The sequence below is a fragment of the Amycolatopsis cihanbeyliensis genome (genome assembly GCF_006715045.1).
Taxonomy (GTDB): domain Bacteria; phylum Actinomycetota; class Actinomycetes; order Mycobacteriales; family Pseudonocardiaceae; genus Amycolatopsis; species Amycolatopsis cihanbeyliensis.
In genome coordinates, this window is the sequence record NZ_VFML01000001.1 from 5,661,240 (window position 1) to 5,686,458 (window position 25,219).

At 70.6% G+C, this 25,219-nt stretch carries 24 protein-coding genes, 1 tRNA gene and 1 riboswitch; of the genes, 10 read left to right on the forward strand and 15 right to left on the reverse strand.

Annotation, left to right across the window (positions count from 1 at the left end; genetic code table 11):
• Positions 1–333: 333 nt before the first annotated feature.
• From FB471_RS25835 to FB471_RS25845, 3 genes are all read left to right on the forward strand, one after another.
• Positions 334–1,815 carry a resuscitation-promoting factor gene (locus FB471_RS25835; RefSeq protein ID WP_425457086.1) on the forward strand — a complete coding sequence of 494 codons (1,482 nt, stop codon included), beginning with the start codon at positions 334–336 and terminating at the stop codon, positions 1,813–1,815.
• Positions 1,816–1,844: 29 nt separating this feature from the next.
• Positions 1,845–2,702 carry a 16S rRNA (adenine(1518)-N(6)/adenine(1519)-N(6))-dimethyltransferase RsmA gene (gene rsmA, locus FB471_RS25840; RefSeq protein WP_170220942.1) on the forward strand — a complete coding sequence of 286 codons (858 nt, stop codon included), beginning with the start codon at positions 1,845–1,847 and terminating at the stop codon, positions 2,700–2,702.
• Between the two features lie 52 nt (positions 2,703–2,754).
• A riboswitch (SAM riboswitch) is annotated at positions 2,755–2,845 on the forward strand.
• Positions 2,846–3,039: 194 nt separating this feature from the next.
• Positions 3,040–4,050, forward strand: a complete 1,011-nt coding sequence (locus tag FB471_RS25845; RefSeq protein ID WP_142000926.1) for a methionine ABC transporter ATP-binding protein — start codon at positions 3,040–3,042, stop codon at positions 4,048–4,050.
• A gap of 27 nt (positions 4,051–4,077) precedes the next feature.
• Here FB471_RS25845 and FB471_RS25850 read toward each other — a convergent pair whose 3' ends face one another.
• Together FB471_RS25850 and FB471_RS25855 are read right to left on the reverse strand one after the other, a co-directional pair.
• Positions 4,078–4,524 (reverse strand): hypothetical protein, encoded by a 447-nt coding sequence (locus tag FB471_RS25850; protein WP_142000927.1) that lies wholly within the window; start codon positions 4,522–4,524, stop codon positions 4,078–4,080.
• Entirely contained in the window at positions 4,517–5,632 is a 1,116-nt protein-coding gene (locus FB471_RS25855; protein ID WP_142000928.1) for a WXG100 family type VII secretion target, read from the reverse strand. The genes FB471_RS25850 and FB471_RS25855 overlap by 8 nt, the downstream gene beginning before the upstream one ends.
• Positions 5,633–5,800: 168 nt before the next feature.
• Between FB471_RS25855 and FB471_RS25860 the strand changes: the two genes are divergently transcribed.
• Positions 5,801–6,349: a DUF3558 family protein gene (locus tag FB471_RS25860; RefSeq protein WP_170220943.1), complete on the forward strand. Its 549-nt coding sequence runs from the start codon at positions 5,801–5,803 to the stop codon at positions 6,347–6,349.
• A 43-nt stretch (positions 6,350–6,392) separates the two neighbouring features.
• Here the strand turns inward: FB471_RS25860 and FB471_RS25865 are convergent, their stop codons facing one another.
• Positions 6,393–7,820 (reverse strand): DHA2 family efflux MFS transporter permease subunit, encoded by a 1,428-nt coding sequence (locus FB471_RS25865; RefSeq protein ID WP_246076755.1) that lies wholly within the window; start codon positions 7,818–7,820, stop codon positions 6,393–6,395.
• A gap of 168 nt (positions 7,821–7,988) precedes the next feature.
• Between FB471_RS25865 and FB471_RS35565 the strand changes: the two genes are divergently transcribed.
• From FB471_RS35565 to FB471_RS25885, 4 genes are all read left to right on the forward strand, one after another.
• Positions 7,989–8,567, forward strand: a complete 579-nt coding sequence (locus FB471_RS35565; RefSeq protein WP_142000930.1) for a TetR/AcrR family transcriptional regulator — start codon at positions 7,989–7,991, stop codon at positions 8,565–8,567.
• A 34-nt stretch (positions 8,568–8,601) separates the two neighbouring features.
• Entirely contained in the window at positions 8,602–9,567 is a 966-nt protein-coding gene (locus FB471_RS25875; RefSeq protein WP_142000931.1) for a 4-(cytidine 5'-diphospho)-2-C-methyl-D-erythritol kinase, read from the forward strand.
• Positions 9,568–9,803: 236 nt separating this feature from the next.
• Positions 9,804–11,561, forward strand: coding sequence for an ABC-F family ATP-binding cassette domain-containing protein (locus FB471_RS25880; protein WP_142000932.1), 1,758 nt, complete (start codon positions 9,804–9,806; stop codon positions 11,559–11,561).
• Between the two features lie 33 nt (positions 11,562–11,594).
• Entirely contained in the window at positions 11,595–13,292 is a 1,698-nt protein-coding gene (locus FB471_RS25885; protein WP_142000933.1) for a fatty acyl-AMP ligase, read from the forward strand.
• 9 nt (positions 13,293–13,301) lie between these two features.
• Here FB471_RS25885 and FB471_RS25890 read toward each other — a convergent pair whose 3' ends face one another.
• The 9 genes from FB471_RS25890 to FB471_RS25930 all read right to left on the reverse strand — a co-directional run bounded on the left by FB471_RS25890 (position 13,302) and on the right by FB471_RS25930 (position 21,156).
• On the reverse strand, positions 13,302–13,664 hold the full coding sequence (locus tag FB471_RS25890) for a DivIVA domain-containing protein (protein WP_142000934.1): 363 nt from the start codon (positions 13,662–13,664) through the stop codon (positions 13,302–13,304).
• Positions 13,665–13,696: 32 nt separating this feature from the next.
• Positions 13,697–14,083, reverse strand: coding sequence for a DivIVA domain-containing protein (locus tag FB471_RS25895; protein ID WP_142000935.1), 387 nt, complete (start codon positions 14,081–14,083; stop codon positions 13,697–13,699).
• A 200-nt stretch (positions 14,084–14,283) separates the two neighbouring features.
• Positions 14,284–14,877 carry an aminoacyl-tRNA hydrolase gene (gene pth / locus FB471_RS25900; protein ID WP_142000936.1) on the reverse strand — a complete coding sequence of 198 codons (594 nt, stop codon included), beginning with the start codon at positions 14,875–14,877 and terminating at the stop codon, positions 14,284–14,286.
• 10 nt (positions 14,878–14,887) lie between these two features.
• Entirely contained in the window at positions 14,888–15,535 is a 648-nt protein-coding gene (locus FB471_RS25905) for a 50S ribosomal protein L25/general stress protein Ctc (protein WP_142000937.1), read from the reverse strand.
• Between the two features lie 199 nt (positions 15,536–15,734).
• Complete coding sequence (locus FB471_RS25910; RefSeq protein WP_142000938.1) at positions 15,735–16,613, reverse strand: TIGR03621 family F420-dependent LLM class oxidoreductase; 879 nt, start codon at positions 16,611–16,613, stop codon at positions 15,735–15,737.
• A gap of 69 nt (positions 16,614–16,682) precedes the next feature.
• A complete protein-coding gene (locus tag FB471_RS25915; protein WP_142000939.1) occupies positions 16,683–17,663 on the reverse strand; it encodes a ribose-phosphate diphosphokinase in 981 nt (326 codons plus the stop codon).
• Positions 17,660–19,162: a bifunctional UDP-N-acetylglucosamine diphosphorylase/glucosamine-1-phosphate N-acetyltransferase GlmU gene (gene glmU, locus FB471_RS25920; RefSeq protein ID WP_142000940.1), complete on the reverse strand. Its 1,503-nt coding sequence runs from the start codon at positions 19,160–19,162 to the stop codon at positions 17,660–17,662. Before glmU ends, FB471_RS25915 begins: the two co-directional genes overlap by 4 nt.
• Before the next feature lie 50 nt (positions 19,163–19,212).
• A complete protein-coding gene (locus FB471_RS25925) occupies positions 19,213–20,949 on the reverse strand; it encodes a GGDEF domain-containing protein (protein ID WP_142000941.1) in 1,737 nt (578 codons plus the stop codon).
• A 135-nt stretch (positions 20,950–21,084) separates the two neighbouring features.
• A tRNA-Gln gene (locus tag FB471_RS25930) sits at positions 21,085–21,156 on the reverse strand.
• Between the two features lie 257 nt (positions 21,157–21,413).
• Here FB471_RS25930 and FB471_RS25935 point away from each other — a divergent pair.
• Positions 21,414–22,379, forward strand: coding sequence for an acyl-CoA desaturase (locus FB471_RS25935; protein ID WP_142000942.1), 966 nt, complete (start codon positions 21,414–21,416; stop codon positions 22,377–22,379).
• A 98-nt stretch (positions 22,380–22,477) separates the two neighbouring features.
• Positions 22,478–23,071 carry a TetR/AcrR family transcriptional regulator gene (locus FB471_RS25940; protein WP_142002498.1) on the forward strand — a complete coding sequence of 198 codons (594 nt, stop codon included), beginning with the start codon at positions 22,478–22,480 and terminating at the stop codon, positions 23,069–23,071.
• Between the two features lie 3 nt (positions 23,072–23,074).
• On the opposite strand, the gene FB471_RS25945 is transcribed toward FB471_RS25940, so the two are convergent.
• The 3 genes from FB471_RS25945 to FB471_RS25955 all read right to left on the reverse strand — a co-directional run bounded on the left by FB471_RS25945 (position 23,075) and on the right by FB471_RS25955 (position 25,193).
• Positions 23,075–23,938, reverse strand: a complete 864-nt coding sequence (locus FB471_RS25945; protein ID WP_142000943.1) for a cytochrome c biogenesis CcdA family protein — start codon at positions 23,936–23,938, stop codon at positions 23,075–23,077.
• Positions 23,939–23,945: 7 nt separating this feature from the next.
• Positions 23,946–24,575 (reverse strand): redoxin domain-containing protein, encoded by a 630-nt coding sequence (locus tag FB471_RS25950; RefSeq protein WP_211358145.1) that lies wholly within the window; start codon positions 24,573–24,575, stop codon positions 23,946–23,948.
• A gap of 84 nt (positions 24,576–24,659) precedes the next feature.
• The gene (locus FB471_RS25955; RefSeq protein ID WP_142000944.1) at positions 24,660–25,193 is read right to left on the reverse strand and encodes a MarR family winged helix-turn-helix transcriptional regulator; all 534 of its coding nucleotides are present in this window, start codon (positions 25,191–25,193) and stop codon (positions 24,660–24,662) included.
• Between the last annotated feature and the right edge of the window lie 26 nt (positions 25,194–25,219).

A 25,219-nucleotide genomic window follows, 5' to 3' on the forward strand; every position in this document is an offset into this window, starting at 1 on the left:
CGCGAAGCGTCGCCGTTTGGGCGGCGAAGGGAGACGGGTGGGTGTGATGAGCGTCACGACAATCCGGGGGGTGTTTGCGCAACCCGGCAGGCTTCGTTACTGTCCCGTGATCGTGCCGGTTGGTAGCTCAGCGTGGAGCTTCGGCGGGTACGCCCACAGTCACGTCAGTGCACGTCGGGGATCGCGGTGCGGGGTTCGCCCCGGGCCGCTGGGGATGGCGCTGACTGCGGGAGCCGGACATAACGGTGCGCTCGACGAGCGGGCCGAGATGAAGGCAGTAGCTCAGGTGAGCTCATCGGGCTTTTGGGCTTTTTCGCGAAAGGGATCGACCCTGTGACTGGTAGATACGGGCACGCTGGTGCGGGCTCCGGGGGCCTCGCGACACTGGAGCGCCCGGACGGCGGCGACTCGGGTGATTTCGACTACTTCGGCTACTCGCCGAACCCCGACATCACGCCACAGGACGTGTTCGCCGCGCTCGGGCCGGACGCCGACGACCTGATGGCCGAGGCCTCGGTCGACGTGGACGAGCTGATCCGGCTGGTCAACGCCGAGACCACCATGCTGCCGCCGATCGTCCTTCCGGACGAGGTCGGCGAGGACCGGGTGGGCAAAAAGGCCGGTAAGCAGGCCAAGGCCAGGACCGAGGAAGCCGCGGACGATCTCGAGGACGGCCTGGTCGCCGCCACCAAGAGCTGGAAGAAGCGCTTCCTCAAGGGCACCATCCTCGCCGTACTGATCACGCTGACCGGCGGTGGCGCCGCCGCGCTGGCGATGAACAAGAACGTCACCGTCAACGTCGACGGTGAGAACCAGACCGTGCGCAGCTTCGGCGACACCGTCGGCGAGGTGCTCGACGACGCCGGTCTCTCGGTCGGGGCGCACGACGCGCTCTCGCCCTCCCCGCAGACCGCGGTCGGCGATGGCGGGGTCATCAAGCTGGAGCGGGGGCGCAAGCTCAACGTCATCGTGGACGGCACCGCGCGCGAGTCCTGGGTGCGCGCGACGAGCGTCGGCGAGGCATTGCAGCAACTCGAGCTGTCCCACGTGCTCGAGGGCGGCAACACCTGGATGTCGGCCCCCGCGGACGGCGAGGTCCCGCTGGACGGGATGACCCTCGAGGTCAAGACGCTGAAGAACATCACCCTCTACGACGGCGGCAACCAGCCTCGCGAGCTGACCACGCACGCGGTCACCACCAAGGAGTTGCTCGGCGAGCTGCAGCTGACCCTCGGTCCGGAGGACGAGGCCGAAGGCGGCCTCGACTACAAGCTGCTGGACGGTGCCGAGGTGCACATCAGCCGTACCGGCGTCTCGGTGGTGAACGAGACCGAGACGATCGAACCGCCTGTCCAGACGATCAACGACTCGACCATGGAGAAGGGCACCGAAGAGGTCGAGGAAGAGGGCGAAGCGGGCGAGCGGATCGTCACCTACCGGGTGACCAAGAAGAACGACAAGGAAGTCGCCCGCGAGGAGCTCTCCACCAAGATCGTCAAGGAGGCCGAGCCCAAGGTCGTCCGGGTCGGCACCAAGGAGCCCGAGGTCCCGCCGGTGACCGGCGGCGCGGTGTGGGACCGGCTGGCGGAGTGCGAGTCCGGTGGCAACTGGTCCATCAACACCGGCAACAGCTACTACGGCGGTCTGCAGTTCAACAAGGGCACCTGGGACGCCTACGGCGGCAGCCAGTACGCGGCCTACCCGCACCAGGCGAGCAGGGAGCAGCAGATCGCCATCGCCACCAAGCTGCGCGACGACCGCGGCGGCTACGGCGCCTGGCCCAAGTGCTCCCGCGAACTGGGCCTGCCGCGCTGAGTTCCTGGCCGGGAGCCTAGGCTTGGCCGGTGGTTGAACCGTCGGAAACCGCCCTGCTCGGGCCGTCCGAGATCCGGGGACTCGCCGACGAGCTGCGTATCCGGCCGACCAAGAAGCTCGGGCAGAACTTCGTGCACGACCCGAACACCGTGCGCCGCATCGTCGAGCTCGCCGGGGTCGGCGGCACGGATGTCGTGCTGGAGGTCGGCCCGGGGCTCGGCTCACTGACCCTCGGCCTGCTCGGCACCGGTGCGCGGGTCGTCGCCGTTGAGGTGGACCCGGTGCTGGCCACCCGGCTGCCGGACACCGTGCGGCGGCAGGCGCCCGGCGCGTCCGGGCGCCTTTCCGTGCTCGCGGCCGACGCGCTGCGGCTGGCGGCGGAGGACCTGCCGGAGCGGCCCTCGGTCCTGGTGGCCAACCTGCCCTACAACGTGGCCGTGCCCGTGCTGCTGCACCTGCTGGCCGAGCTGACCTCGCTGGGTCGCGGGCTGGTGATGGTGCAGACCGAGGTGGCCGACCGGATGGCGGCCGGCCCCGGCAGCAGGGTCTACGGCGTGCCGAGCGCGAAGCTGGCCTGGTACGGGCGGGCGCGTAAGGTCGCCGCCGTGCCGCGGTCGGTGTTCTGGCCGGTGCCGAACGTCGACTCCTCGCTGGTGGCCTTCGAACGCGCCGCGCCCCCCGCCGGGCCGGACCGGGACACCGTGTTCGCCGCCGTCGACGCCGCGTTCGCGCAGCGGCGCAAGACGTTGCGTGCCGCGCTCGCCGGCTGGGCCGGTTCGTCCGCCCGCGCCGAGGCCCTCCTCACGGCGGCCGGTATCGACCCGCGTACCCGCGGTGAGCAGCTCACCATCCACGACTTCACCCGCCTGGCAGCGGGGGATGTGTGATGTCGGTCAAGAGGCTTGCGTTGCCGGGGGCTTTTCCGGTCTACTCATAACGTATCCATCCCGAGCGGCTGAGAGACCTGGATCGCAGATGCCGCAGCAACCACCCGCGGGCGGGCAGGTGCTACAGCCAGGACCGATGGAGGAATCCGTGTACAGGTCCCGAATGCTCACCCGGCGCCGAGTCGTCGACGAGTGCCGCCGCACGGTCAGCGCATGTCGTCGGCGCACCGTCTTCGCCTGATTCCGTTTCCCGTTCGTTGTCGCGCCGCCCACCGCGAGCGGCGCACCCGGTGGCGGTGGCGCGCCTGATCAGGCAGCGCCCGTGTTTGGAGCATCCGTGATCACAGTCGAGAACCTCAGCAAGTCCTTCCGCAGCGGCAACGCACCCGTGGTGGCGTTGCGCGATATCAGCCTCGAGATCGGAGCGGGCTCGCTCTACGGCGTCGTCGGCCCCGAAGGTGCCGGCAAGTCGACCCTCGCGCGGTGCGTGGCCCTCCAGGAGCGGCCGGACCGGGGCACGGTCCGGCTGGACGGGCTGAACACCGGCACGCTGGACGGGCGGCGGTTACGCGAGTTACGACGGCAGGTCGGCGTGGTGGACACCCAGGCCGCGCTGCACGCCGAGCGCACCGTGGCCGGGAACGTCGCCGCGCCGCTTGAGCGGCTCCGGGTCGACGGCCCCGGTCGCCGGGACCGGGTGGGCAAGCTGCTCGACCTGGCCGGGCTCACCCGGCGGGCCACGCAGAGCCCTGGCGAGCTCTCCGCGGGCCAGCGCAGGCGGACCGAGATCGCCAGGGCACTCGTCACCGGCCCTTCCGTGTTGCTCGCCGACGACCCGACCGAGGGTGTCGGCGCGGAGGAGTCCGCCGCCGTGCTGACCGTGCTCGACCGGGCCCGTGCCGAGCTCGGCGTCACGGTGGTGCTCACCACCAAGGACGGGAACGTGGCGCGCCGGGTCTGCGAGGACGTGGCACTGCTGGAACAGGGTGCGCTGGTGGAGAGCGGCAACCTGCTCGGCCTGCTGTCCGATCCGGGCAGCAGGGCCGCGCGGCAGCTACTGCCCGCCATCGACACGAGCCCGGCGCAGGCCGCTTCCTACGACCGCGTCGCGGACGTGGTGCTGGTGGGCTTCGCGGCCGTGGGTGCGCTGCTGCCGGAAGCCGCGGGCCGGTTCGGTACCGAGTTCGCCACCATCGGCGGCGGGCTCACCAGGGTCGGTGACACCCCGGTCGCCCGCTTCCGGCTCGGCCTGCGCGGTGACCAGGCCGACGCGGCGCTGTCCTGGATCGCCGAGCGCGGTGCGCGGGTCACCCATGCGGCGCGTGGCCCGCAGGGGGTCGCGGCCTGAGCATCCCGGTAGCGGCGGGTGCCCCGCCTACCAGCCGTTGCGGAGGAAGCTGCGCTGGCTGAAGTCCTCGTCGTCGTGGTCCTCGGCCTCGGCGGCGCGCCGGGTGCCAGGCCGGGGGGTTTCCTCGGCCGGCGCCTCCTCGGCCGCAGAGTCAGCCTCGGCCTCAGCCATGCCGCGGGCGATGCCGGGGCCACTCGCGGCGAACAGCTCCCGCACCTCGGGGGCGACCTCGGTGCGGCCCATGGCGACGTCCGTCCAGGTGGCCCGGCCATCCTCGACGGCACGCGCCACCGCTTTCAGCTTCTCCGGGGCGTCCTCGCGCTGGGCCGCCTCGGCGAGCTGCTTGGGGTCGACCGCGGGGGTGTCCGGGACCTCCAGCTGCTCGACCCGGATTCGCTGCGTGCGGAAGTCGGCGAGGGCGGACTCGAAGGAGTCCAGCGCCGACCGCATGTGCGGCGGAATGTAGTCAGGCACCGGGCCTCCTCGGGTTGGGGCCGACGCTGTAGTCCTCCTCGGGAACCTCGCTCAGCGCATCGGCATCGGAGAGCGCGGCCAGATCCTCGGTGATGCTCACCCCGGTCCGCACCTGCTCGACCTTCTCCATGATCGGGGCCATCTTCTCCTCGACCTTGCCCTCGACGAAGCCCATCGGGTCCTGCGCGGCCTCGACGACGGTCTGGACCTGCTCGATCACGGTGTTCAGGGAGTCAATGAGCGCCTTGGCCTCGTTGATGATGTGGATGGCCGCGCGCACCGCGTCGATGATCTTGACCCAGCCATAACCCGGAATCCACGAGGACGCCGCCGCCTGCGCGATCTTGTCCACCGCGGTCTTGAGCGTGGTGACCATGAACTCGGCGACCCGCTCGACCTCGCCCGCAACGGCGGTGTAGACGTGGCCGACCAGCCGGTTGATCGGCCCCTCCAGCTCGATCGCTTGGGCGATCTTGTTCGCATGGTCCTGGAAGGCGGCCGCCGCGCCACCGCTCCAGTTCGCGTCCAGCTTGCCGAGCTGCGTGGCGAGGTTGCCCGCGACAACCTCCGCCCCGTTGCCGGTCTGAGTGAGCACCTCACCGGCGCGGGTCAACTCGGTCCAGTTGCCGGACATGGGCTCGACCAGCTCGCTGACCGGGCTCCAGTTGGTGAGGAAGGCGATCGCGTCGTCGATGCTGTTGATCAGCCCGCCCACCTCGTCGAGCAGGCCACGGATATTCGCGTCCTCGTGCGCGGGCGCATCGAGCGCGGGTTCCTCGCCTGGCGAGTGGGAAACAGGATCAGGGAAGTCCTTGTACCCGGTGGGCCGGCCGGGAAAGGTCGGATCATTGAACTCCTGGTACGCCGACTCCTCCTGGCCGGTGTACATCCAGGCAGCGCGATTGAGCTCAGTGGACATACCGTTGAACAGGTCCACCCGGTTGGCGAGCCGGACCGCGGTCTCGTGCGCGTAGGTGTCCACCGGCGTCTTGAGCCAGCTCATCACCCCGGTGAATCCGACGTCCGGCCGCGCCTCCTTGTGGACGTGCCCCATCAACGAAGCCGTCTGATCCGCGAGTTCGCCGGCAAGGACCGAAAATCCGGCCAAATGCCCTTCTTTTACCGAGAATCCATCCGGCATGTTCCCCCCTGTTAATGCGTCCGCCCCGATCGGCCGACCGAGCTGATTTACTGGGACCGTACCGGGCCTTAGCCGACGGTTACCCCGGGTGCCCGGCGAACATCAGAAGATCTGAACACAGGGGGATGGAGAAAGGTGACGACGAGGCGAGCAGGAAAACTCCTTACCGTAATCGCGATCGCGGGGGCTTTCGGGCTCGCCGGCTGCGGTGGTGACGAGGGTGGAGCGTCCGATCAGGACTCGAGCACCGAACAGTCCACATCAGGCGGACCGCCACCGGCGGGGCAGGCGTCCTGGCAGCAACAGGACCCGTGCGGCCTGCTGACGCCGGAGGAGACGGCCAAGTACCTCGGTGCCGGCGCCGGCGAAGGCCGGCGGACCGACGACATGGGTAGGCCGCGCTGCGAGTGGAGTGGTGCGGGTGCGAGCCGGATCAAGCTCACCCTCTGGCAACCGCCCGCCCCGGACATCGTCACCGGCGGGGGCAAGGACACGGTGCCGGTCGGGGATACCACCGGCTACATCACCTCGGAGACCGAGCTGAGTTGCCATATGGACGTCCAGGCCGAACCCGCGTACGTGCAGTTCGATGTGCGCACCTCGGATACCGAGGCCGGCCAGCCGAACTTCTGCGCGAAGGTGGCCGAGACCGCGCGGCAGGCGCTGGGCACGCTCGGCTGGTGAGCCCGAGGGCGGGGAGCCACGGCGGTGGTGGCTCCCCGCTCGCTCAGTTCCCCCGCGTGCGGCCCGCGAGCAGCGCGACGCCCAGTGCCGCCGCCACGAGCACCGCGGCACCCCAGCCACTGGCCACGGCGTAACCGTGCACGGTCGCGGCGGCCGGGCTCCCCGACCCGGTGACCGCGCCGGTGGCCGCCGCCGCGATCGCGTTCAGGGTCGCGGTGCCGAGTGAGGCACCCACCTGCTGCGAGGTGGTGATGAACGCCGAAGCCGCGCCGGTCTCGCTCGCCGCGACCCCGCTGGTCGCGGTGTTCAGCACGGTCGGCATGGCAAGGCCCGCTCCGCAGCCGAGCGCCACCTCGGCGGGCAGCACCAGGCCGAGATACGAGCTGTCCGGGGTCAGCCGGGTCAGCAGCAGCAACCCGATGGCGAGCAGCAGCAGCCCACCGGCCAGCAGGGGCCGCGGCCCGGTGCGTGGCAGCAGCCTTCCGGACAGCTGCGTCGCGACCAGGATGTTCGCCCCCACCAGCGGCAGGAAGGCCAGGCCCGCCACCAGCGGTCCATAGCCCATGATCGCCTGGAACTGGAAGGTGAGGAACAGGAACATCCCGAACATCCCGAACGCGGCGAGCCCGACGGTCAGGAACGCGGCCGCCCGGGACCGGTGGGCGACCACCCCGAGCGGCAGCAGCGGGTGCGCGGCCCGCCGCTGCCGGAAGGTGAAGGCCACCAGCAGCACGACGGCCAGCACGAGCGGCCCCAGTACGGACGCCGATCCCCAGCCGTACTCGCCGGCCTCGGCCAGCCCGTAGACCAGCGCGACGATCCCGCCACCGCCCAGGACCGCGGAGGCCCAGTCCAGCCGGGTCTCCCGGTGCCCGCTCACCCCGGGCACCAGCACCCAGGCCGTGACGAAGGCGATGGCGGCGATCGGCAGGTTGATGTACAGGCACCAGCGCCAGTCCAGATACTCCGCCAGCGCCCCGCCCGCGACGAGGCCCAGCGCGGCGCCGGACATCATGATCGCGCCGAAGACCCCGAACGCCCGTGCCCGCTCGCGCGGCTCGGTGAAAGTCAGGGTCAGCAAGGACATCGTGGAAGGGGCCAGCAGCGCGGCGAAGACACCCTGCCCGGCCCGTGCCGCGATCAGTAGCTCGGTGCTGCCCGCGGCGCCGCCGGCTGCCGAGGCGAGGGCGAACCCCGCCATGCCGACGAGCAGGGTGGTCCGCCTGCCGAGCCGATCGGCCAGCCGCCCGCCGAGCAGCAGCAGGCCACCGAAGGCCACGGTGTAGGCGGTGATGGTCCACTGCCGTGCGGTGTCGGACATCCCCAGGTCCCGCTGGGCGGAGGGCAGGGCGATGGTCACGACGGTCATGTCGATGACGACGAGCAGCTGCGCGAGGCCGAGCGCGGCCAGGGTCAGCCACCGTCGCCTGGCCTGCTCCCGGTCGGGAGCGGGCGCGCCGGTGGTCAGCACGGTCAAGACGGATCCCCTCTACGGCATGAGTGGAGCACGGCACAGCGGGTAAGCTGCGAGACGAGAGCCATTACTTACCGGCCGGCAAGTAATGGCAGGGCCAGGTTAGCGAAACCCAGCCGGTCGTCAAGTAAGTTCGGGCGTTCGAGCGTGCGGGAGAAGGTGGCGATGGCTGGGCGGCGCACCGACACCAGGGAGAACATTCAGCGGATCGCGCTCGAGCTGTTCACCGAGCAGGGCTATGAACGCACCTCGCTGCGGGAGATCGCCGACCGGCTCGGCGTCACCAAGGCCGCGCTCTATTACCACTACCGCACCAAGGACGACATCATCCTCGGCCTGATCGACAACCTCGGCGCGCAGCTGGACGAGGTGATCGCCTGGGGGCGTGCCCAGCGGGACCCGGCCGGGATGCGGGTCGGTGTGCTGCGGCGGTTCGCCGCACTGGTGGAGAGTGGGATGGGCGCGCTGATGCGTTGCATGCAGCAGAACCAGGCCGCCATGCGCGAGCTCGACGTCAAGCGCGTGCTGAGCAGTCGGCTGAGCGAGCTGTTCGAGCTGCTCTGCGCAGGCGAGACCGACCAGGCGACGCAGTTGCGCATCCGGCTCTCGCTGGTCGCCGTGCTGTTCGGGCACGACATGATGTTCGGCGGCGGGGTCAGCGTGCCCTACGACTCCGGCATCGTTCTCGGTGTCGCCATGGACCTGGCCTCGGTGCCTGCTCCGCAACAGGCTCTCGACACGTGAATCGGCGCCGCCGGCAGCCACGTAGGCTGGACTCGTGCTTGCCGTCGTCCCGCCACCAGTCACCGTCCGGGTGCCCTCGAAGGTCAACCTGCACCTCTCGGTCGGCGACGCGCGCGCGGACGGCTTCCACGAGCTGACCACGATCTTCCAGGCACTGTCGCTGAGCGACGAGGTGACCGTGGCCGCCACCGAGGAGCCCGGGGTCGAGGTGTACGGCGAGGGGCAGGACTCCGTGCCGACCGGCGGCAACAACCTCGCCTGGCGGGCCGTGCGGGCACTGGCCGCGCGGGTGGGCAGGCCGGAGGATGAGCTGAAGGTTCGCGTCGTCCTGCGCAAGGGGATCCCGGTCGCCGGGGGCATGGCTGGTGGCAGCGCCGACGCCGCGGCCACCCTGGTCGGGCTCGCCTCGCTGTGGCGCCTCGAGCTCACCAGGGACGAGCTCGCCGAGGTCGGTGCCACACTCGGCAGCGATGTGCCGTTCGCGCTGTACGGCGGTACCGCGCTGGGCACGGGGCGGGGCGAGCAGCTTGTCCCGGTGCTGGCGAGGCACACCTTCCACTGGGTGCTCGCCTTCGACCAGCGCGGGCTTTCCACCCCGCGGGTGTTCGGCGAGCTGGACCGGCTGCGGTCCGCGGGTGACCCGCCGCGGGTCGGCTCGCACGATCCCGTGGTGGAGGCGCTTGCCTCCGGTGACCCGCGCCAGCTCGCCCTGCTGCTCGGGAACGACCTGCAGGCCGCCGCGGTGTCCCTGCGCCCGGGGCTGCGCCGCACGCTGCGGGCCGGGGTCAGCGCGGGGGCGCTGGCCGGCACGGTGTCCGGTTCCGGGCCGACCTGCGCGTTCCTGTGCGTGGACGCCGAGTCGGCGTTGGCGGTGGCGGCCGAGCTCTCCGGAGCCGGGGTGTGCCGGACGGTCCGGGTGGCACACGGCCCGGTGCCCGGTGCCCGCATGGTGGGCGGCGACGAGTCACCGCGGCCCGTGCCGCCCCAGGCGCACGCCTGAGCGCTGTGGGCGACGCGGAACGACGGACGACTTCCCCATACCTGGAGGGTTATTCGGAACGACCCAGCGACCGCGGGCCGCCAGGCCCATGGGTCACCGCGGCGCGCAGCGCCACCGGTTGGGCGGCGGTGGGCGACGGGCGGGAGGTCGTTGCAGTTCACAGCAGTGGTGACACACGCTACGGACCTGAACAACCCGACATTTGATAGAACACCTGGAAAGGTCAAGCGGTTTCGATGGTCAACCTGATCAACCTGGAGTCGGTGAGCAAGTCCTACGGGGTGCGCCCGTTGCTGGACAAGGTGTCGCTCGGAGTCGGCGAGGGGCAGCGGATCGGTGTGGTCGGCCTCAACGGTGGCGGGAAGACCACGTTGCTCGAGGTGCTCGCCGGGATCACCGAGCCGGACTCCGGCAGGGTCAGCCGGGTCGGCGGGCTGCGGCTGGCCGTGGTCACCCAGCGCACCGACCTGCCCGAGGGGAGCACGGTGGGCGAGGTCGTCCTCGCCGGATATGCCGCCGAGTACGAGTGGGCGGCCGACTCGCGCGTTCGGTCTATTGTAGACGGATTGGGGATTTCCGCGCTGGGGCTGGACACCTCGACCTCGGCACTGTCCGGAGGGGAGCGAAGGCGGGTCGCGCTGGCCGCCACGCTGGTGGCCGAGCTCGACCTGGTGGTGCTGGACGAGCCGACCAACCACCTCGATGTGGAGGGCGTGCGCTGGCTGGCCGATCACCTGAACGCCCGCAAGACCGCGCTGGTGGTGGTCACCCACGATCGCTGGTTCCTGGACACGGTATGCGGCCGTACCTGGGAGGTGACCGGTGGCCGGGTCGAGCAGTACGAGGGCGGCTACGCGGACTGGGTCTACGCCCGTGCCGAGCGGGCCCGGCTGGCCGCGAGCGCGGAGGAGAAGCGCAAGAACCTGGCCCGCAAGGAACTCGCCTGGCTGCAACGCGGAGCCAAGGCCCGTACCTCGAAGCCGCGGTACCGGGTCGAGTCCGCCGAGGCGTTGATCGCCGACGTGCCGCCGCCGCGGGACACGGTGGAGCTGCTCACCTTCGCCAAGCGCAGGCTGGGCAAGACCGTGCTGGAGCTGGAGAACGTCACGCTCACCGCGGGCGAGCGTGCCCTGCTGGACAACGCGACCTGGCGGATCGGCCCTGGTGACCGGATCGGTCTGGTCGGGGTGAACGGTTCGGGCAAGACCACCCTGCTGCGTGTGCTGGCGGGGGAGACCGAGCCCGCCGCGGGCCGCCGCATCGAGGGTAAGACCGTCCGGCTCGCCCACCTGCGCCAGGAGCTGGACGATCTGCCGGGGGAGCTGCGCGTGTTGCAGGCGGTGGAGGAGATCGCCGGCAGGGTCACTCTCGGCAAGCAGGAGCTTTCCGCCTCCCAGCTGGCCGAGAAGCTCGGCTTCCCGCCCGCAAGGCAGTGGACGCCGGTGGAGGACCTCTCCGGTGGCGAGCGCAGGCGGCTGCAACTCGTGCGGCTGCTGATGGCCGAACCGAACGTGTTGCTGCTGGACGAGCCGACCAACGACCTGGACATCGACACCCTGCAGCAACTGGAGGATCTGCTGGATTCCTGGCCGGGCACGCTGGTGGCGGTATCCCATGACCGCTACCTGGTGGAGCGGGTGTGCGACACGGTGGTCGCGCTGTTCGGTGACGGCGAGGTCACCCACCTGCCGGGCGGCATCGAGGAGTACCTCTCCCGCCGGTCCGCGGCGGCCGAACCGCGACCGCAGGCCAAGCAGCAGGGCGCGGCGAAGTCGAGCGCCGCCGAGTGGCGGGTGGCGGCGAAGGAGCTGGCCAGGCTGGAACGGCGGCTGGACACCCTGCACAAGAAGGAGACCGAGCTGCACGACGCCCTCGCCGCGGCGGCCACCGACCCGGACCGGTTGCAGGAGCTGAACAACGAGCTCAAGACGGTGCTCGCGGAGAAGGACGAGGTGGAGCAACGCTGGCTGGAGACCTCGGAGGCTGTCGAGTAAGCCGTGGTCACGGCCGATAGGTAGGGTTAACCCATGAGTCGGTTCGTGGAAACGATGGTCGCGTCGGCGGTGGCGTCGGACGAGGACGGTCGGCAACGCGGCATGGTCACCGGCGAGCCGGACGAGCCCGTCCGGCGGACCTGGGGTGAGGTGCACGAGGAGGCCCGCAGGGCGGCGGGCGCACTGGTCGAGGACGGCCTCGGCCGGGGAGACGCGGTTGCCGTGCTGGCCGCCGCGCCCGCGCTGATCGCGCCGACCGTGCAGGCGGTCTGGCTGGCCGGCGGCAGCGTCACCATGCTGCACCAGCCGACCCCGCGTACCGACCTGGCCGAGTGGGCCGAGGACACCGTGCGGGTGCTGGGCATGATCGGTTCCCGGCTGGTGTTGCTGGGCGAGCCCTTCGACCAGCTGGCGCCGGTGCTCACCGAGCACGGGATCGCCTTCCGGACGATCACCGACCTGCTCGCGGGGGAGCCGCTGCCCGAGCCGGTGCCGACCGAAGAAGGCGACTCGGCGCTGCTGCAGCTCACCAGCGGCTCGACGGCGGAACCCAAGGCGGTGCGGATCACCCACCGCAACCTGCTGTCGAACATGACCGCGATGGCGGAGGCGGCGGAGTTCGTCTTCGCCGAGGACGTGATGGTGTCCTGGCTGCCGACCTTCCACGACATGGGCATGGTCGGCTTCCTGACGCTGCCGATGACCTTCGGCGTCGAACTGGTCAAGGTGACCCCGGTCGAGTTCCTCTCCGGGCCGCTGATCTGGCCCACACTGATCAGCAAGTACCGCGGTACCGCCACGGCGGCCCCCAACTTCGCCTACGCGATCGTGGGCAGGCGGATGGCGAAGGTCGAGGACGACACCACCTATGACCTTTCCAGCCTGCGCATCGCGCTGAACGGCGCCGAGCCGATCGACGAGGGTGCGGTCCGGATGTTCACCGAGGCCGGTGCCCGGTTCGGGCTGGACCCGCGGGCGGTGTTCCCCGCGTACGGCATGGCCGAGTCGACCCTCGCGGTGTCCTTCGTACCGGTGGGCACGGGCCTTTCCCTCGACGTGGTCGAGGCGCGGGCGCTGGAGGCCGAGCAGCGTGCGGTTCCGGTGCCCGAGGACGATCCGCGCCGTGGCACCGAGGAGGTGCGCTCCTTCGCCAGGCTGGGCAGGCCGCTGCCCGGGTTGGAAGCCGAGATCGTGGACGAGCACGGAAACCGGCTGGCCGAACGCGAGGTCGGCGAGATCCGGCTACGCGGGGTGGCGGTGACCCCGGGCTACCTGACCATGGACGGCCCGGCGGTCACTCAGGATGCCGATGGCTGGCTCGCCACCGGGGATCTCGGTTACCTGGTCGACGGCCAGATCATCATCTGCGGCCGGGCCAAGGACGTGATCATTATGGGCGGTCGCAACATCTATCCCACAGATATCGAACGCGCCGCCACCTCGGTGGAGGGTGTGCGGGCCGGCAACGCGGTCGCCGTGCGGATCGACGCGGGCACCAAGCGGGAGCGGTTCGCGGTGGTGCTGGAGTCGAAACTGGCCGGCGACCAGGAGGCCGAGCGCGCACTGGCCAAGGAGGTCTCCGCGCGGGTGCGGGACGCGGTGGAGATCCGTCCCTACTCCGTGGTCGTGCTGGCGCCGGGCAACCTGCCCAAGACGCCATCGGGCAAGGTGAAGCGGGCGGCGACGGCCAGCCAGTACGCCGAGCGGGTCGCGGGGGGCTCGGCTTCCTAGCCGGGCCACCTACCTGGGTACTACCCGGCGCCAGAGCGGCTTGCGGGCATGGCTGTGCTCCAGCGCGGGTGCCACGTACGGGCCGCTCGGTCCGGCACCGCCCGCCGGCACGCCGACCTGCTGTGCGACGAGGGTGCTCTCCACCAGCCGGAGGAACGCGTCCACGGCCGCCTCGTCGTAGCCACGCCTGCCGAGCGGCGTGCGGCTGAAGGAGACCTCGTGGACGACGGCGGCCGAGATGTTGTCCTCGCCCTCCAAGGTGGCGGCCACCCGGTCCAGGAACCGGTCGACCTGGACCTCGTTGTAGCCCCTGGTGCCGAGCGCGGCCCTGGGGAAGCGAACGTTGTGGACGTCCTCAGCGGTCACTGCCATGGTGTGCCCCCGGGGGATGGGAGTTGGGCGGGTTACAGGTGTTCCCTTTCCGGCGCGGGCCGGGAGTCGCCCCGGTCCGCGTGGCTGGTGTGCTCGTTGTGCTCGTCCACCGCGGGAGACTGCTCCCTCGCGGCCGGCACGCGGTGCGCGTCCCCGCTCAGGCCGCTGCGGCCGAGCAGTTCCTCCTCGGCGGCGTCCAGGAACGCGTCGACCTCCCGCTCGTCGTAGCCTCGCCGGCCGATGAGTGGCCGGGAGAACTCGACATGGTGGACCTCGGCCGCGGTCAGGTCGTCCTCCCCGGACAGCGTCAGCGCGATGCGCCGTAGGAAGGCGTCGACCTCGTCCTTGGCGTAACCGCGGCGACCGATCGGGGCGGTGCCGAAATCCACGCTGCGGGCATCGTCGGCGGTCAGCGACATCGGGGCTCACTTCCAGGCGGGGCTACGTGCGTGCCGCCTTCCGTGGTAGCCGGTCACGGACCGATCACGCCAGGGTCGAGAACCGTGTCGACTCGAATAGGGGCGTAAATGACCGCGTTTGGGTGAGTGCCCGGACACGTAACGTTAGGCTGACCACACCGCTCGGGGGTGGTCAGGATCTCCTTGCGCGAGGTTCCCGGTCATGCCGCGTGGAAGGCGTTCTGCGCGGCGGCAAGTCCACTGCCGACCAGGGCCTCGGCCGCGTCAGCAGCGCGATCGAGGTGCAGCGCGAGCTCCCTGCGCTGCACGGTCGAGAAGTCCTTCAGCACGTGGTCGGCGGGATCCATCCGGCCGGATGGTCGGTCGACGCCGAACCGGACCCGGTAGTACTCCTTCGTGCCCAGGGACTTCGTGATGGAGCGGAGTCCATTGTGGCCGTTGTCGCCGCCGCCGAGTTTCAGCCGCAGCGCGCCGAAGGGCAGGTCCAGCTCGTCGTGGACGACGACCACCGACTCCGGACCGACCTTGAAGAACCGCGCGGTGCCCGCCACCGGGCCGCCGGAGAGGTTCATGAACGAGCGCGGCTTGACCAGCACCACCTTGCGGCCGGCGAGCCGCCCCTCCAGCACCTCGGCCCCGCCCTTGTGCGCCTTGAACCTGCCGCCGACCCTGGCCGCGAGCTCGTCGAGCACGAGAAACCCGACGTTGTGCCGGTTGCCCGCGTAGCGGGGCCCCGGATTGCCGAGGCCGACGAGCAGCACCAGCTCGCCGGCCCCGGGCAGATCCTGTGTCACTGGTCCGAGCTTACTGCGCGGCGGACTCGCTCTCCGACTTGTCCTCGACCACGCCGGCGCCCTCGGCGTCGACGTCGGCCTCCATCGACTCCTCGGTCGGCGACTCGTTCACGCCGACGACCATGTACTCGGGGTCGGTCACCAGCTCGGCACCCGCGGGCAGGGTGACCTGCGCGGCGAGGATGTGCGTGCCGATCTCGGCGCCCTCGACGGAGATCTCGAGCTGCTCCGGGATGTGCAGCGCCTCGACCTCGATCTGCAGGGTGTCCAGCTCCTGGTGGACCAGGGTGCCGGGGGCCGGGTTGCCGGTGAGCACGACCGGGATGTCCACGGTCACCTTCTCGCCCCGCTTCACCACGAGCAGGTCCACGTGCTCGATGTAGTTCTTCAGCGGGTGCACGGTGATGGTCTTGGTCAGGGCCAGCTCGGTGCCCTTCTCGGCCTTCTCCTTGGCGCCCGCGACATCCAGGGTGAGCACGGCGTTCTGGCCGTTGTCCCGGATGACCCTGGCGAAGTCCACGGCGGGCAGGGAGAGATGCCGCGGGTCGGCGCCGTGGCCGTAGAGCACCGCGGGGATCTTGCCCGCGCGGCGGGTGCGGCGCGCAGCGCCCTTGCCGAACTCGGTGCGCGGCTCGACGGTCAGACGTACCTCGGACACGGTGGTGCTCTCCTTGCGTGGGGATCAGGCCTGTTGCGGGTGGTTGTTCGGCGGCGAATCCACGATGCCGCAGGCACGACGTGCGCAGCGGGTGGCAACTCGAGCCGCCGCGTCGATCACGTCGGGCACCGGGGGAGCCCGCCTCGCCGAGACAACCTGCACAGTCTAGAGCAGGCTTTTTGCCTTCCCGACAGGGGCCTTACTCACCGTCCAGTTCCCGGATGACCGGAGCGAGGTCCGCCATCGCAGGCTCGAACACGGTCAGGTAGCTGAAGCCGTAGCGCTCGCGGCGTTCCCGCAGCAGGTCGGCCATCCGGGCGGGGTCGCCGGCCAGCACCTGGGGCGCGTCGAGCAGCTCGTCCGCGCCGAGGTCGAGGTGCGGGATCTCCGCGGCCCAGCGGTCCAACTCGGCCCGCGGGTCCCCGGTCCGTGCCACGTGCTGGATCAGCAGGTTCGACTCGATCTCCGCCGCGCGCTCGCCTGCCTGCTCGCGGAAGAAGGCCACGCGCTCGTCGAGCTCCGCGGCGGTGGCCAGGTGGAAGGTGCCCGGCGGGTGGCCCGGCGCCTGGCGCAGCCCGCTGAACCCGGCGATGGCGGCATGCCGGGCGGCCAGCGCCAGCACACCGTCGCTGTTGCCCGCGATCAGCAGCGGGGGAGCGGGGGTGTCCTCCTCGGCGAACCGGCGGCGCAGCTCGCCGAGCGCCCGCTCGAGGACGTCGATGCGCTCGCCCGCCGGCAGCCACGGCAGGCCCGCGTCGTCGAACTCCGACTTCATGTGCCCGGCGCCGACGCCGAGCTCCAGGCGGTCGCCGGTGAGCGCCGCGGTGGTGCGCACCTCGCGCGCCAGCAGTGTCGGGTTGTAGAACGGCACGTTCAGCACGAAGGGGGTGAACCGGATGCGTTCGGTCACCGCGGCCGCCGCGGCGAACGCCGGAAACGGTGCGGGCCTGCCTGGTCCGATGTGATCCGACACGGCGATGACGTCGTAGCCGAGTTCCTCCGCCCGGCGGCATTTCGCGTACCACTCCGCAGGGCCGCCGACCGTACGCAGGCTCACCCCGAACCGAAACCCTCGCATGACCGCGAACCTACGCCCCGGCTCGGCACCTCGCCCGCTGTTTCGCTCCCGGCGTTCAGTGCCTGTTTCTCAGGCGCTGCCGTCGAAGAGACTGGTGACGGAGCCGTCCTCGAAGACCTCCTGGATCGCGCGGGCCAGCAGCGGCGCGATGGACAGTACGGTCATCTTCGGGAACCGCTTCTCCTCGGGGATCGGCAGCGTGTTGGTGACGATCACCTCGCGGGCCTCGCACTTGGCCAGCCGCTCGGTCGCCGGGTCGGAGAGGATCCCGTGCGTGGACGCGATCACGACGTCCGAGGCCCCCGCTTCGAGCAGGGCCTCGGTGGCCTTCACGATCGTGCCGCCGGTGTCGATCATGTCGTCGATCAACACGCACAGCCTTCCCCGCACCTGGCCGACCACCCGGTTGGCCACGGCCTGGTTCGGCTGCTCGGGATCACGGGTCTTGTGGATGAACGCGATCGGCCGGTCACCGAGCTGCTGCGCCCACTTCTCGGCCAGCCGCACCCGGCCGGAGTCCGGGGAGACGACCGTGACGTCGGCATTGCCGTAGGTCTCGGTGATGTGGTCGGCGAGCACCGTCTGCGCGAGCAGGTGATCGACCGGACCGTCGAAGAAACCCTGGATCTGCGCGGTGTGCAGGTCCACGGTGAGGATCCGGTCGGCGCCCGCCGTCTTGAACAGGTCGGCGACCAGCCGTGCCGAGATGGGCTCGCGGCCCTTGTGCTTCTTGTCCTGCCGCGCGTAGGGGTAGAACGGCATGATCACGGTGATTCGCTTGGCGCTGCCGCGCTTGAGCGCGTCCACCATGATGAGCTGCTCCATCACCCATTCGTTGATCGGGGTGCAGTGGCTCTGGATCACGAACGCATCGGAACCGCGCACGGATTCCTGGTACCGCACGAAGACCTCGCCGTTGGCGAAGTTGTGTGCGGTCTGCGGCGTGACTGTCACGTCGAGGTGCTTGGCGACCTCGTCGGCCAGCTCGGGGTGCGCTCGCCCGGAGAACAGCATCAGGTTCTTCTTCGGCGTACCGGACTTTGGGCTCATGGTTGCGACTCCCCGTCGTCTGCTGCGTTCTCCAGGTGCCCCTGGTTCTGCTGATTTTCCTGCTGTGCGGCGAGGGCGGCCTCGGCCGCCTCCGCCGCTGAGCTGCCCGGCCTGCGCCGCGCGACCCAGCCCTCGATATTGCGTTGCGGACCCCCCGACACGGCGAGCGCTCCCGGCGGGACGTTCCGCCGTACGACCGTTCCCGCCCCGCTGTAGGCACCGTCACCCACGGTGATCGGCGCTACGAACATGTTGTCCGATCCGGTTCGGACATGCGAACCGATCGTGGTGTGCTGCTTGCGTTCCCCGTCGTAGTTGACGAAGACGCTGGACGCGCCGATGTTGCTGTGCTCGCCGATGGTCGCGTCGCCGACGTAGGTCAGATGCGGCACCTTGGTGCCCTTGCCGATGTCGGTCTTCTTCGTCTCCACGAAGGTGCCGATCTTCCCCTCGTCCCCGAGCCGGGTGCCCGGCCGCAGGTAGGCGAACGGGCCGACCGAGCAACCTGCGCCCAGCACGGCACCGGACCCGTGCGTGCGGATCACGCTCGCCCCCTCGCCGACCGTGACGTCGGTGAGCGTGGTGTCCGGGCCGATGGTCGCGCCCTCGCCGACGGTGGTGCCGCCGTGCAGCTGCACCCCCGGCGCGATGGTGACGTCCCTGGCCAGGGTCACCCCCGCGTCCAGCCAGGTGGTCGCGGGATCGACCACGGTGACGCCGGCACGCTGCCAGTGCCGCACGAGCCGCCGGTTCAGTTCCGCGCCGACCGTGGCGAGCTGCACCCGGTCGTTCACGCCCTCGGTCAGCCAGGGGTCGTCCACCACCAGCGCACCTGCCTTCCGGCCGTCGCCGCGGGCGATCCCGAGTACGTCGGTCAGGTACAGCTCGCCCTGCGCGTTGTCCGTGGACAGCCGGGAAAGGGCGTCGGCGAGTACCGTCGCTTCGAAGGCGTACACGCCGGAGTTGATCTCGGCGATGCTCCGCTGCTCCGCGGTGGCGTCCTTGTGCTCCACGATCCCGGTCACCGCGCCATCGGCGTCCCGGACGATCCGCCCGTAGCCGGAGGGGTCCTCGACCACCGCGGTGAGCACGGTGACCGCGTTGCCGCTGTCCCGGTGCTCGGCGAGCAGCTCGGTGAGTGCCTCGGTGTTCAGCAGCGGCGTGTCCCCGTAGCTGACCAGCACGGTCCCGGTGAGCCCCGCGGGCAGCTCGGCGAGCGCGCAGGACACCGCGTGCCCCGTGCCGTTCTGGCGTTCCTGTACCGCCGTGGACACCGGCCGCCCGAGCGCCTTGCCCACCTGGTCCAGCTGCTCGGTGACCGCCTCGCGCCCGTGCCCGACCACGACGAGCAGATGCTCAGGACCCAGCCCGGCCGCGGCACGCACTGCGTGCTCGACCAGCGGCCGCCCCGCGATCGGGTGCAGCACCTTCGGCAGGGCGGAACGCATCCTGGTGCCCTCACCGGCGGCGAGGATCAACGTGCTCAACGGGCCGGTCACGGCACTCCTCAAGATCGAAACAGGGGCGGAACTCGTACCGGGGCACGATCCTACGTGTGGTCTTCGAGGCCCCACGTCGGGTCGGTCTCGACGTCGTGCTCAGGCGGTTCGCCTTCCTCGTCGCCCGCACCGAGGGTGGCCGAGGCCACCTGGTTACCGCCACGGCGCTTCGCCTGGTACATGGCGGCATCGGCCCGGGAGAGGACCTGCTCGGCGCGTTCCTGCGGGCGCAGCGAGACCAGGCCGACGGAAAGGGTGACCCCGTGGGAGAGGTGATGGGGCAGGGCGGCCACGGCGCTGACCGCCCTGCCCAGTGCCTGCTTCGCGGCCGAGACCGGCGCTCCGGGCAGCAGGGCGATGAACTCGTCCCCGCCGTAACGGGCCACCAGGTCGTCCCCGCGCAGCGCGTCCCGGAGCGTGCTGGCCACCACCCGCAGCACGTCGTCGCCCTCGGCATGCGAGTGCCGGTCGTTCACGTCCTTGAAGCCGTCCAGGTCCACCAACGCCACGGCGAGGGGCTGGGAGTCGGCCGTGCCGGCGAGGGCACGGAGCCGCTCGTCCAGTGCGCGCCGGTTGGGCAGGCCGGTCAGCGGGTCCTGCAGGGCCTGCTGGGTGATCGCGCCGTGCTCGGCGGAAAGCCGTTCGTGCTCGCGGCGCGTGTTCAGGGTGGCGATCTGCGACTCGCGCAGCGACCACAGCTCGGCCTCCAGCGCGCCGGCGTAGTCGGAGAGCAGGCCGCCGGGCTTGCCATCCACCTCGATCCGGCCCTCGGCCTCCCCGGGGTCCCCGGGCTGGCCGGGCTCGGTCTCACCGAGGCGCGCCAGCTCGCGCATCAGGTTGAGCCGCATCGAAGGCTGCGAGTTGTCCTCCGCCTGCCGGTGCCGCGTGGTGAGCAGGGTGTCCACCGCCTCCTCGCGGCGGCAGTCGCTGTCAAGGCAGCGGGCCAGCGCGATGGTCACGATCACGTGCTCGTGTGGCCAACCGTCCGTGCTCAGCAGCTCCCGCAGCCGCTCGATATGCGCGGCGCTCGGCGCGGCCAGCGCGAGCGCGGCGGCCAGCACGCCGACCTGGTCCACGGCCGCGATACCGGCCCGCCGCGGGAACAGCGACTCGGCGAACGGCGCCTCGACCGCGATGGCCATCGAGGCGGCCGTACGGAACTTCTCACCGGCCTCGTCGTAACGCCCGACGCGTTCCAGCCGCAGCCCCCAGCCGAGCAGCATCTTGATCCGGTTGATCAGTTGCAGTGTGATCTCGTGCGGACCCGCGCTGTCCCTGATCGCCTGGTGCGCGCGGGAGATCACTTCCTCCGCGGCCTCGTACACGCCGAGCTGGTTGAGCACGATCCAGCAGTCGATCAGCGCCGAGGACAGCAGCCGGTCCCATGCCCTCCTGCCGAGCTGCAGGTCGGGTGTGGCGGCGTCGTCCAGGATGGCCAGCGCCCGCGCGATCTCGGTGAGGGCGGCGTCCTCCTGCCCGGCCAGCACCAGCAGCCGGCCGCGCAGGGCATGCGCGTCCGAGCGCAGCAGCGCGAGCCCGTGCCTGCGGGTATGCGCGAGCATCTCGTCCAGCCGGGGCTCGGCCTCGGTCGCGAGGCCCTTGGTGACCAGCCTGGCGAGCGCGGCCGCCCGCAGCAGCTGCGCGACGAGCACGGGCTCGCCGCGGCGCTGGGCCTCCTCCAGCATCTCGTCCAGGGTGGCGATCACCGACAGCTGCTCGCCCCGGTCGCTGCGCTGGACGGCGGCGATCAGTTCGCGGGCACGACCGAGCAGCCAGGCATCGGACATGTCGCCCAACGCCGGGCGGTGGGTATCGCGTGGCTCGGTGTCCCGCGAGTCGGCTTCCCCCGCGTTCGGGGCCTCGTCGTGCAGCCGCCTGCACCCCCTCGTGCCAGTACATTCCCGTCGTTGCCGAAGGAACCGCTCCGCCGCCAGGATTCGAACCTGAACTGTCAGAACCAAAATCTGAAGTGCTGCCACTTACACTACGGCGGATCGCGCCTGGTCAGGATAGTCACACCGGTTCCGCGCCGAGCACGGTGGCCGGTGGGTGCGCCGGACGGCTCCTGGCCACAGCCGCTGACCTGCCCGAACGGGCACGATGACGCCCTGGCCGCGAGGGTGGCCGGGACGCCGGGCCACGACCAGACTCTACCCCGATCCCGGAAACCTCCTGTACCGTAACTTACGGAAACGTAGGTAAGGTGACCCTTGCTTGAGACTTGTTGAACTCTCGGAAAGAAGTGACGCGCATGACGGCCACTCTCGACCGTTCCGCCAACGCCGGTGAGCAGCCATCCGGTACCGGCAAGAAGCCGATGCTCAGCGGCCGCCGCTCGATGCCCGTGCACGTGACGGTGTACCTCGGCGTGCTCGTGCCGCTGGTGGCCCTCACCGCGGCCGTCCCCTTCGCCTGGGGATGGGGGTTGACCTGGGTCGACGTGGGTATCTTCCTCGCCTTCTACTGCGTCTCAGGGCTGGGCATCACAGTGGCCTTCCACCGGCATTTCACGCACGGCTCGTTCAAGGCCAAGCGCTGGCTGCGAGTGGTGATGGCGATCGCGGGCAGCATGGCCGTACAGGGCCCGCTGATCACCTGGGTCGCCGACCACCGCAGGCATCACGCTTTCTCCGACCGGGAGGGTGACCCGCACTCGCCGTGGCTGTTCGGCACCAGCCCGGCGGCCATCGCGAAGGGGTTCTGGCACGCGCACCTCGGCTGGTTGTTCGAGCGGGACACCAGCAACGTGCAGCGGTTCGCCCCCGACCTGGTCAAGGACCCGGCGCTGAACAGGGTCGACCGGCTGTTCGGGCTGTGGACGCTGCTCAGCCTGGTGCTGCCCGGGGTGTTCGGCGCGCTGCTCACCTGGTCGCTGTGGGGCGGGGTGACCGCGTTCTTCTGGGCCGGGCTGGTCCGGGTCTGCGTGCTGCACCACGTCACCTGGTCGGTGAACTCGATCTGTCACATGATCGGTGAACGTCCGTTCACCGCACGGGATCGTTCGGCGAACTTCTGGCCGCTGGCGATCTTCTCCTTCGGTGAGTCCTGGCACAACCTGCATCACGCCGACCCCACCTCGGCCAGGCACGGGGTGCGGCGCGGCCAGATCGACATCTCGGCGCGAGTCATCTGGCTGTTCGAGAAGTTCGGCTGGGCGTACAACGTGAAGTGGCCGTCAGCGCAGCGGCTGGCCAGGTTGTCGACCGAGTCCCACTAGACGCGGGCCGCTACCCTGTGCAAGTGGCGGCGAGACGGAGGGCCAAGCGCGAAACGGCCACCGGGGCGCGCCCGGCCGCCCCGGTGGCCAGGGTCCGGATGAGCGGGACCGAGCGCAGGCAGCAACTGCTGAACGTGGCCAGGGAGCTGTTCGCCGAGAAGGGCTTCGACGGGGCGTCGATCGAGGAGATCGCGCATCGGGCGAACGTATCCAAGCCCGTGGTGTACGAGCACTTCGGCGGTAAGGAAGGGATCTACGCGGTCGTCGTCGACCGGGAGACCCAGCTCCTGCTCGACCGGATGGTGTCCACCCTGCACGGGGGTCATCCGCGGGCGATGCTGGAGCAGGCGGCGGTGGCGCTGCTGTCCTACGTCGAGGAGTCCCAGGACGGCTTCCGCATCCTGGTGCGTGACTCCCCGGTGGCCAGCTCGACCGGCACCTTCTCCACCCTGCTCAACGACATCGCCGGGCAGGTGGAGCACATCCTCGGCAAGCAGTTCGCCGCCCGTGGCTACGACGACAAGCTGGCCGCCCTGTACGCGCAGGCGCTGGTCGGCCTGGTCGCGCTGACCGGCCAGTGGTGGCTGGACGCGCGCAAGCCGAAGCGCGACGAGGTCGCGGCGCACCTGGTCAACCTGGCCTGGAACGGCCTTTCCCACCTGGAGCACAAGCCCCGCCTGCACATCCACTAGGGATCAACGGCGGGATCTGGTGCGGGCGCGGCCGATGGTGACGCCGAGGATGACCAGTGCCGCCAGGGCGAGCAGCAGGGGCAACGCGCCCACGGCGTCCACCCAGGCGGCCAGCAGTGACTGCACCTCGCGCGCCGCGTCCACGATCGGGTCCGCGGTGGAGCCGCCCCCGTGGAAGACACGCAGCTCGTGTACCCCGTAGTAACCGACGTACAGGCCGGCCAGCACCAGCAGGCCGCCGCCGATCCGGTTGACGTAGGGCAGGATCCGGCGCGCGCCGCCCGCCACCGCCGACCTTGCCAGCGCGACGGCCACGGCGAGCACCCCGACCACCAGCGTCATGCCGAGGCCGTAGGCGAGGTAGGCGGTGACCCCTTCGGCGACCGAGCCGCCGCGGAAGGTCGAGGCGGTCACCGCGAGGAACGGCCCGATCGTGCAGGACAGCGAGGCGATCGCGTAGGCGAAGCCGTAGCCGAGCATCGAGCCGAGCCGCGCGGTCGGCGCCCCCCTGCCCGGTTTCGGTAGCAGCAGGGTGATCTCCTTGCCCGCCAGCATCCAGCCGCCCAGCGCCACCAGCGCGAAGCCGATCACCACGGTGACCGCCGGAAGGTACTGCTGCACCGAGGCCGCCAGCGGCGCGACCACCAGCCCGAAGGCGCCGAACACCACCAGGAAGCCGACGGCCATGGTCGCGGTCGCGGCGAGTGCCCTACCGATCGCGGCGGCCCGAGCCGATCGACCGGCACCGTCGGCGCCGTCCCCGGCGACCACGAGTGTCAGGTAGGCGGGCAGCATGGCGAACCCGCAGGGGTTCACCGTCGCGACCATGCCCGCCGCGAGGGCGAAGCCGAGTGTGTCCAGGTCCATCCGCGGATCACGCGCCGGCGAGCCGGTCGACCCGCTCGGCCAGCTCCGCCGCGGGGAGCTGGTTCTTGACCACCTCGATCGTGCCGTCCTCGCTGATGAAGGCGTAGGCGGGTTGATAGGTCACGTCGAACCTGGTCCACACCTCGCCGCCGGTGTCCTGCAGGTGGGTGAAGCCGCCGAGGTCGTGCTCGCGGACGAAGTCCTTCATCTTGCCCACCTCGTCCTGGGAGGCCACGCCGAGGAAGGTGACCTCACCGGCGTGGGTGCCCGCGGTCTCGGCCACGGCCGGTGCCTCCGCCGCGCAGTTCGGGCACCACGGCGCCCAGAACCAGAGCACCGCGGCCTCTCCGGCGAGGCTCTCCCCGGAGAACTCGGCGCCCTCCAGCGTGGTGCTGGTGAACTTTAGCTTCTCCGGCACGGTGACCGCGGGCTCGGTGGTGCCCTCCCGCGTATCCGTCGAGCCGGTCGTGCCGCTCGGCGTGGCCTGGGTGGTCGAGGCCCCGGTCGCGCTCGCGTCCTGCTCGGCGCCCTGGTCCGCACCGCAGGCGACCAGGACCACGGCGGCGAGCGAGGACACGACCGCCGCGCCGGCCTTGCGCGCGCGAAGCATCGAGTGTCTCCAGTTCTGCTGTCCCATTCGTCCATCCTGGAACAGCAAGCAGGCCCGCGGGGCCTTCGGTGGCATTACGGACCTGTGACATCCGGCGACCCGACCTCGGGGTCAGACACCGGCCCGCCCGCGTAGCGAACCCAGCAGCACTCGGAGCAGGTCGGCAAGTTGTTCCCGTTGCTCGGGGGACAGTTCGGCGAGCAACTCGTCCTCGTGCAGCAGCAACAGGTCCACGGTCCGCTCGATGGTGGCGTGCCCCTCCGGGGTGAGCTCGATGAACACGCCCCTGCGGTCCTGCGTGGAACGCACCCTGCGGACCAGCCCGGCCTTCTCCGCGCGGGCGACTCGCTGGGACACCGCTCCCGCGGTCACCAGCATGCGGTGCGCCAGCTCGCTCGCGGTCAGCCGGTAGGGCTCGCCTACCCGGCGAAGGGCGCTGAGCAGGTCCCTGGTCGCCGAGTCCATGCCGAGCCGGAGCATCGTCTCCCTCCGGTCCTCCTCGAGCAGCTTGCTGATCTGCCAGATCCGGGTGATCACACCGATCGAGGACACCGGGGTGCCAGGACGCTCCCGCAACCAGGACCGCTGGATCTCGTCCACCGCGTCGCTTGACGGATTATCCGACCCGCCTCTAGTGTCGCTCATAATATAAACTTTAACACTAAAGGAAC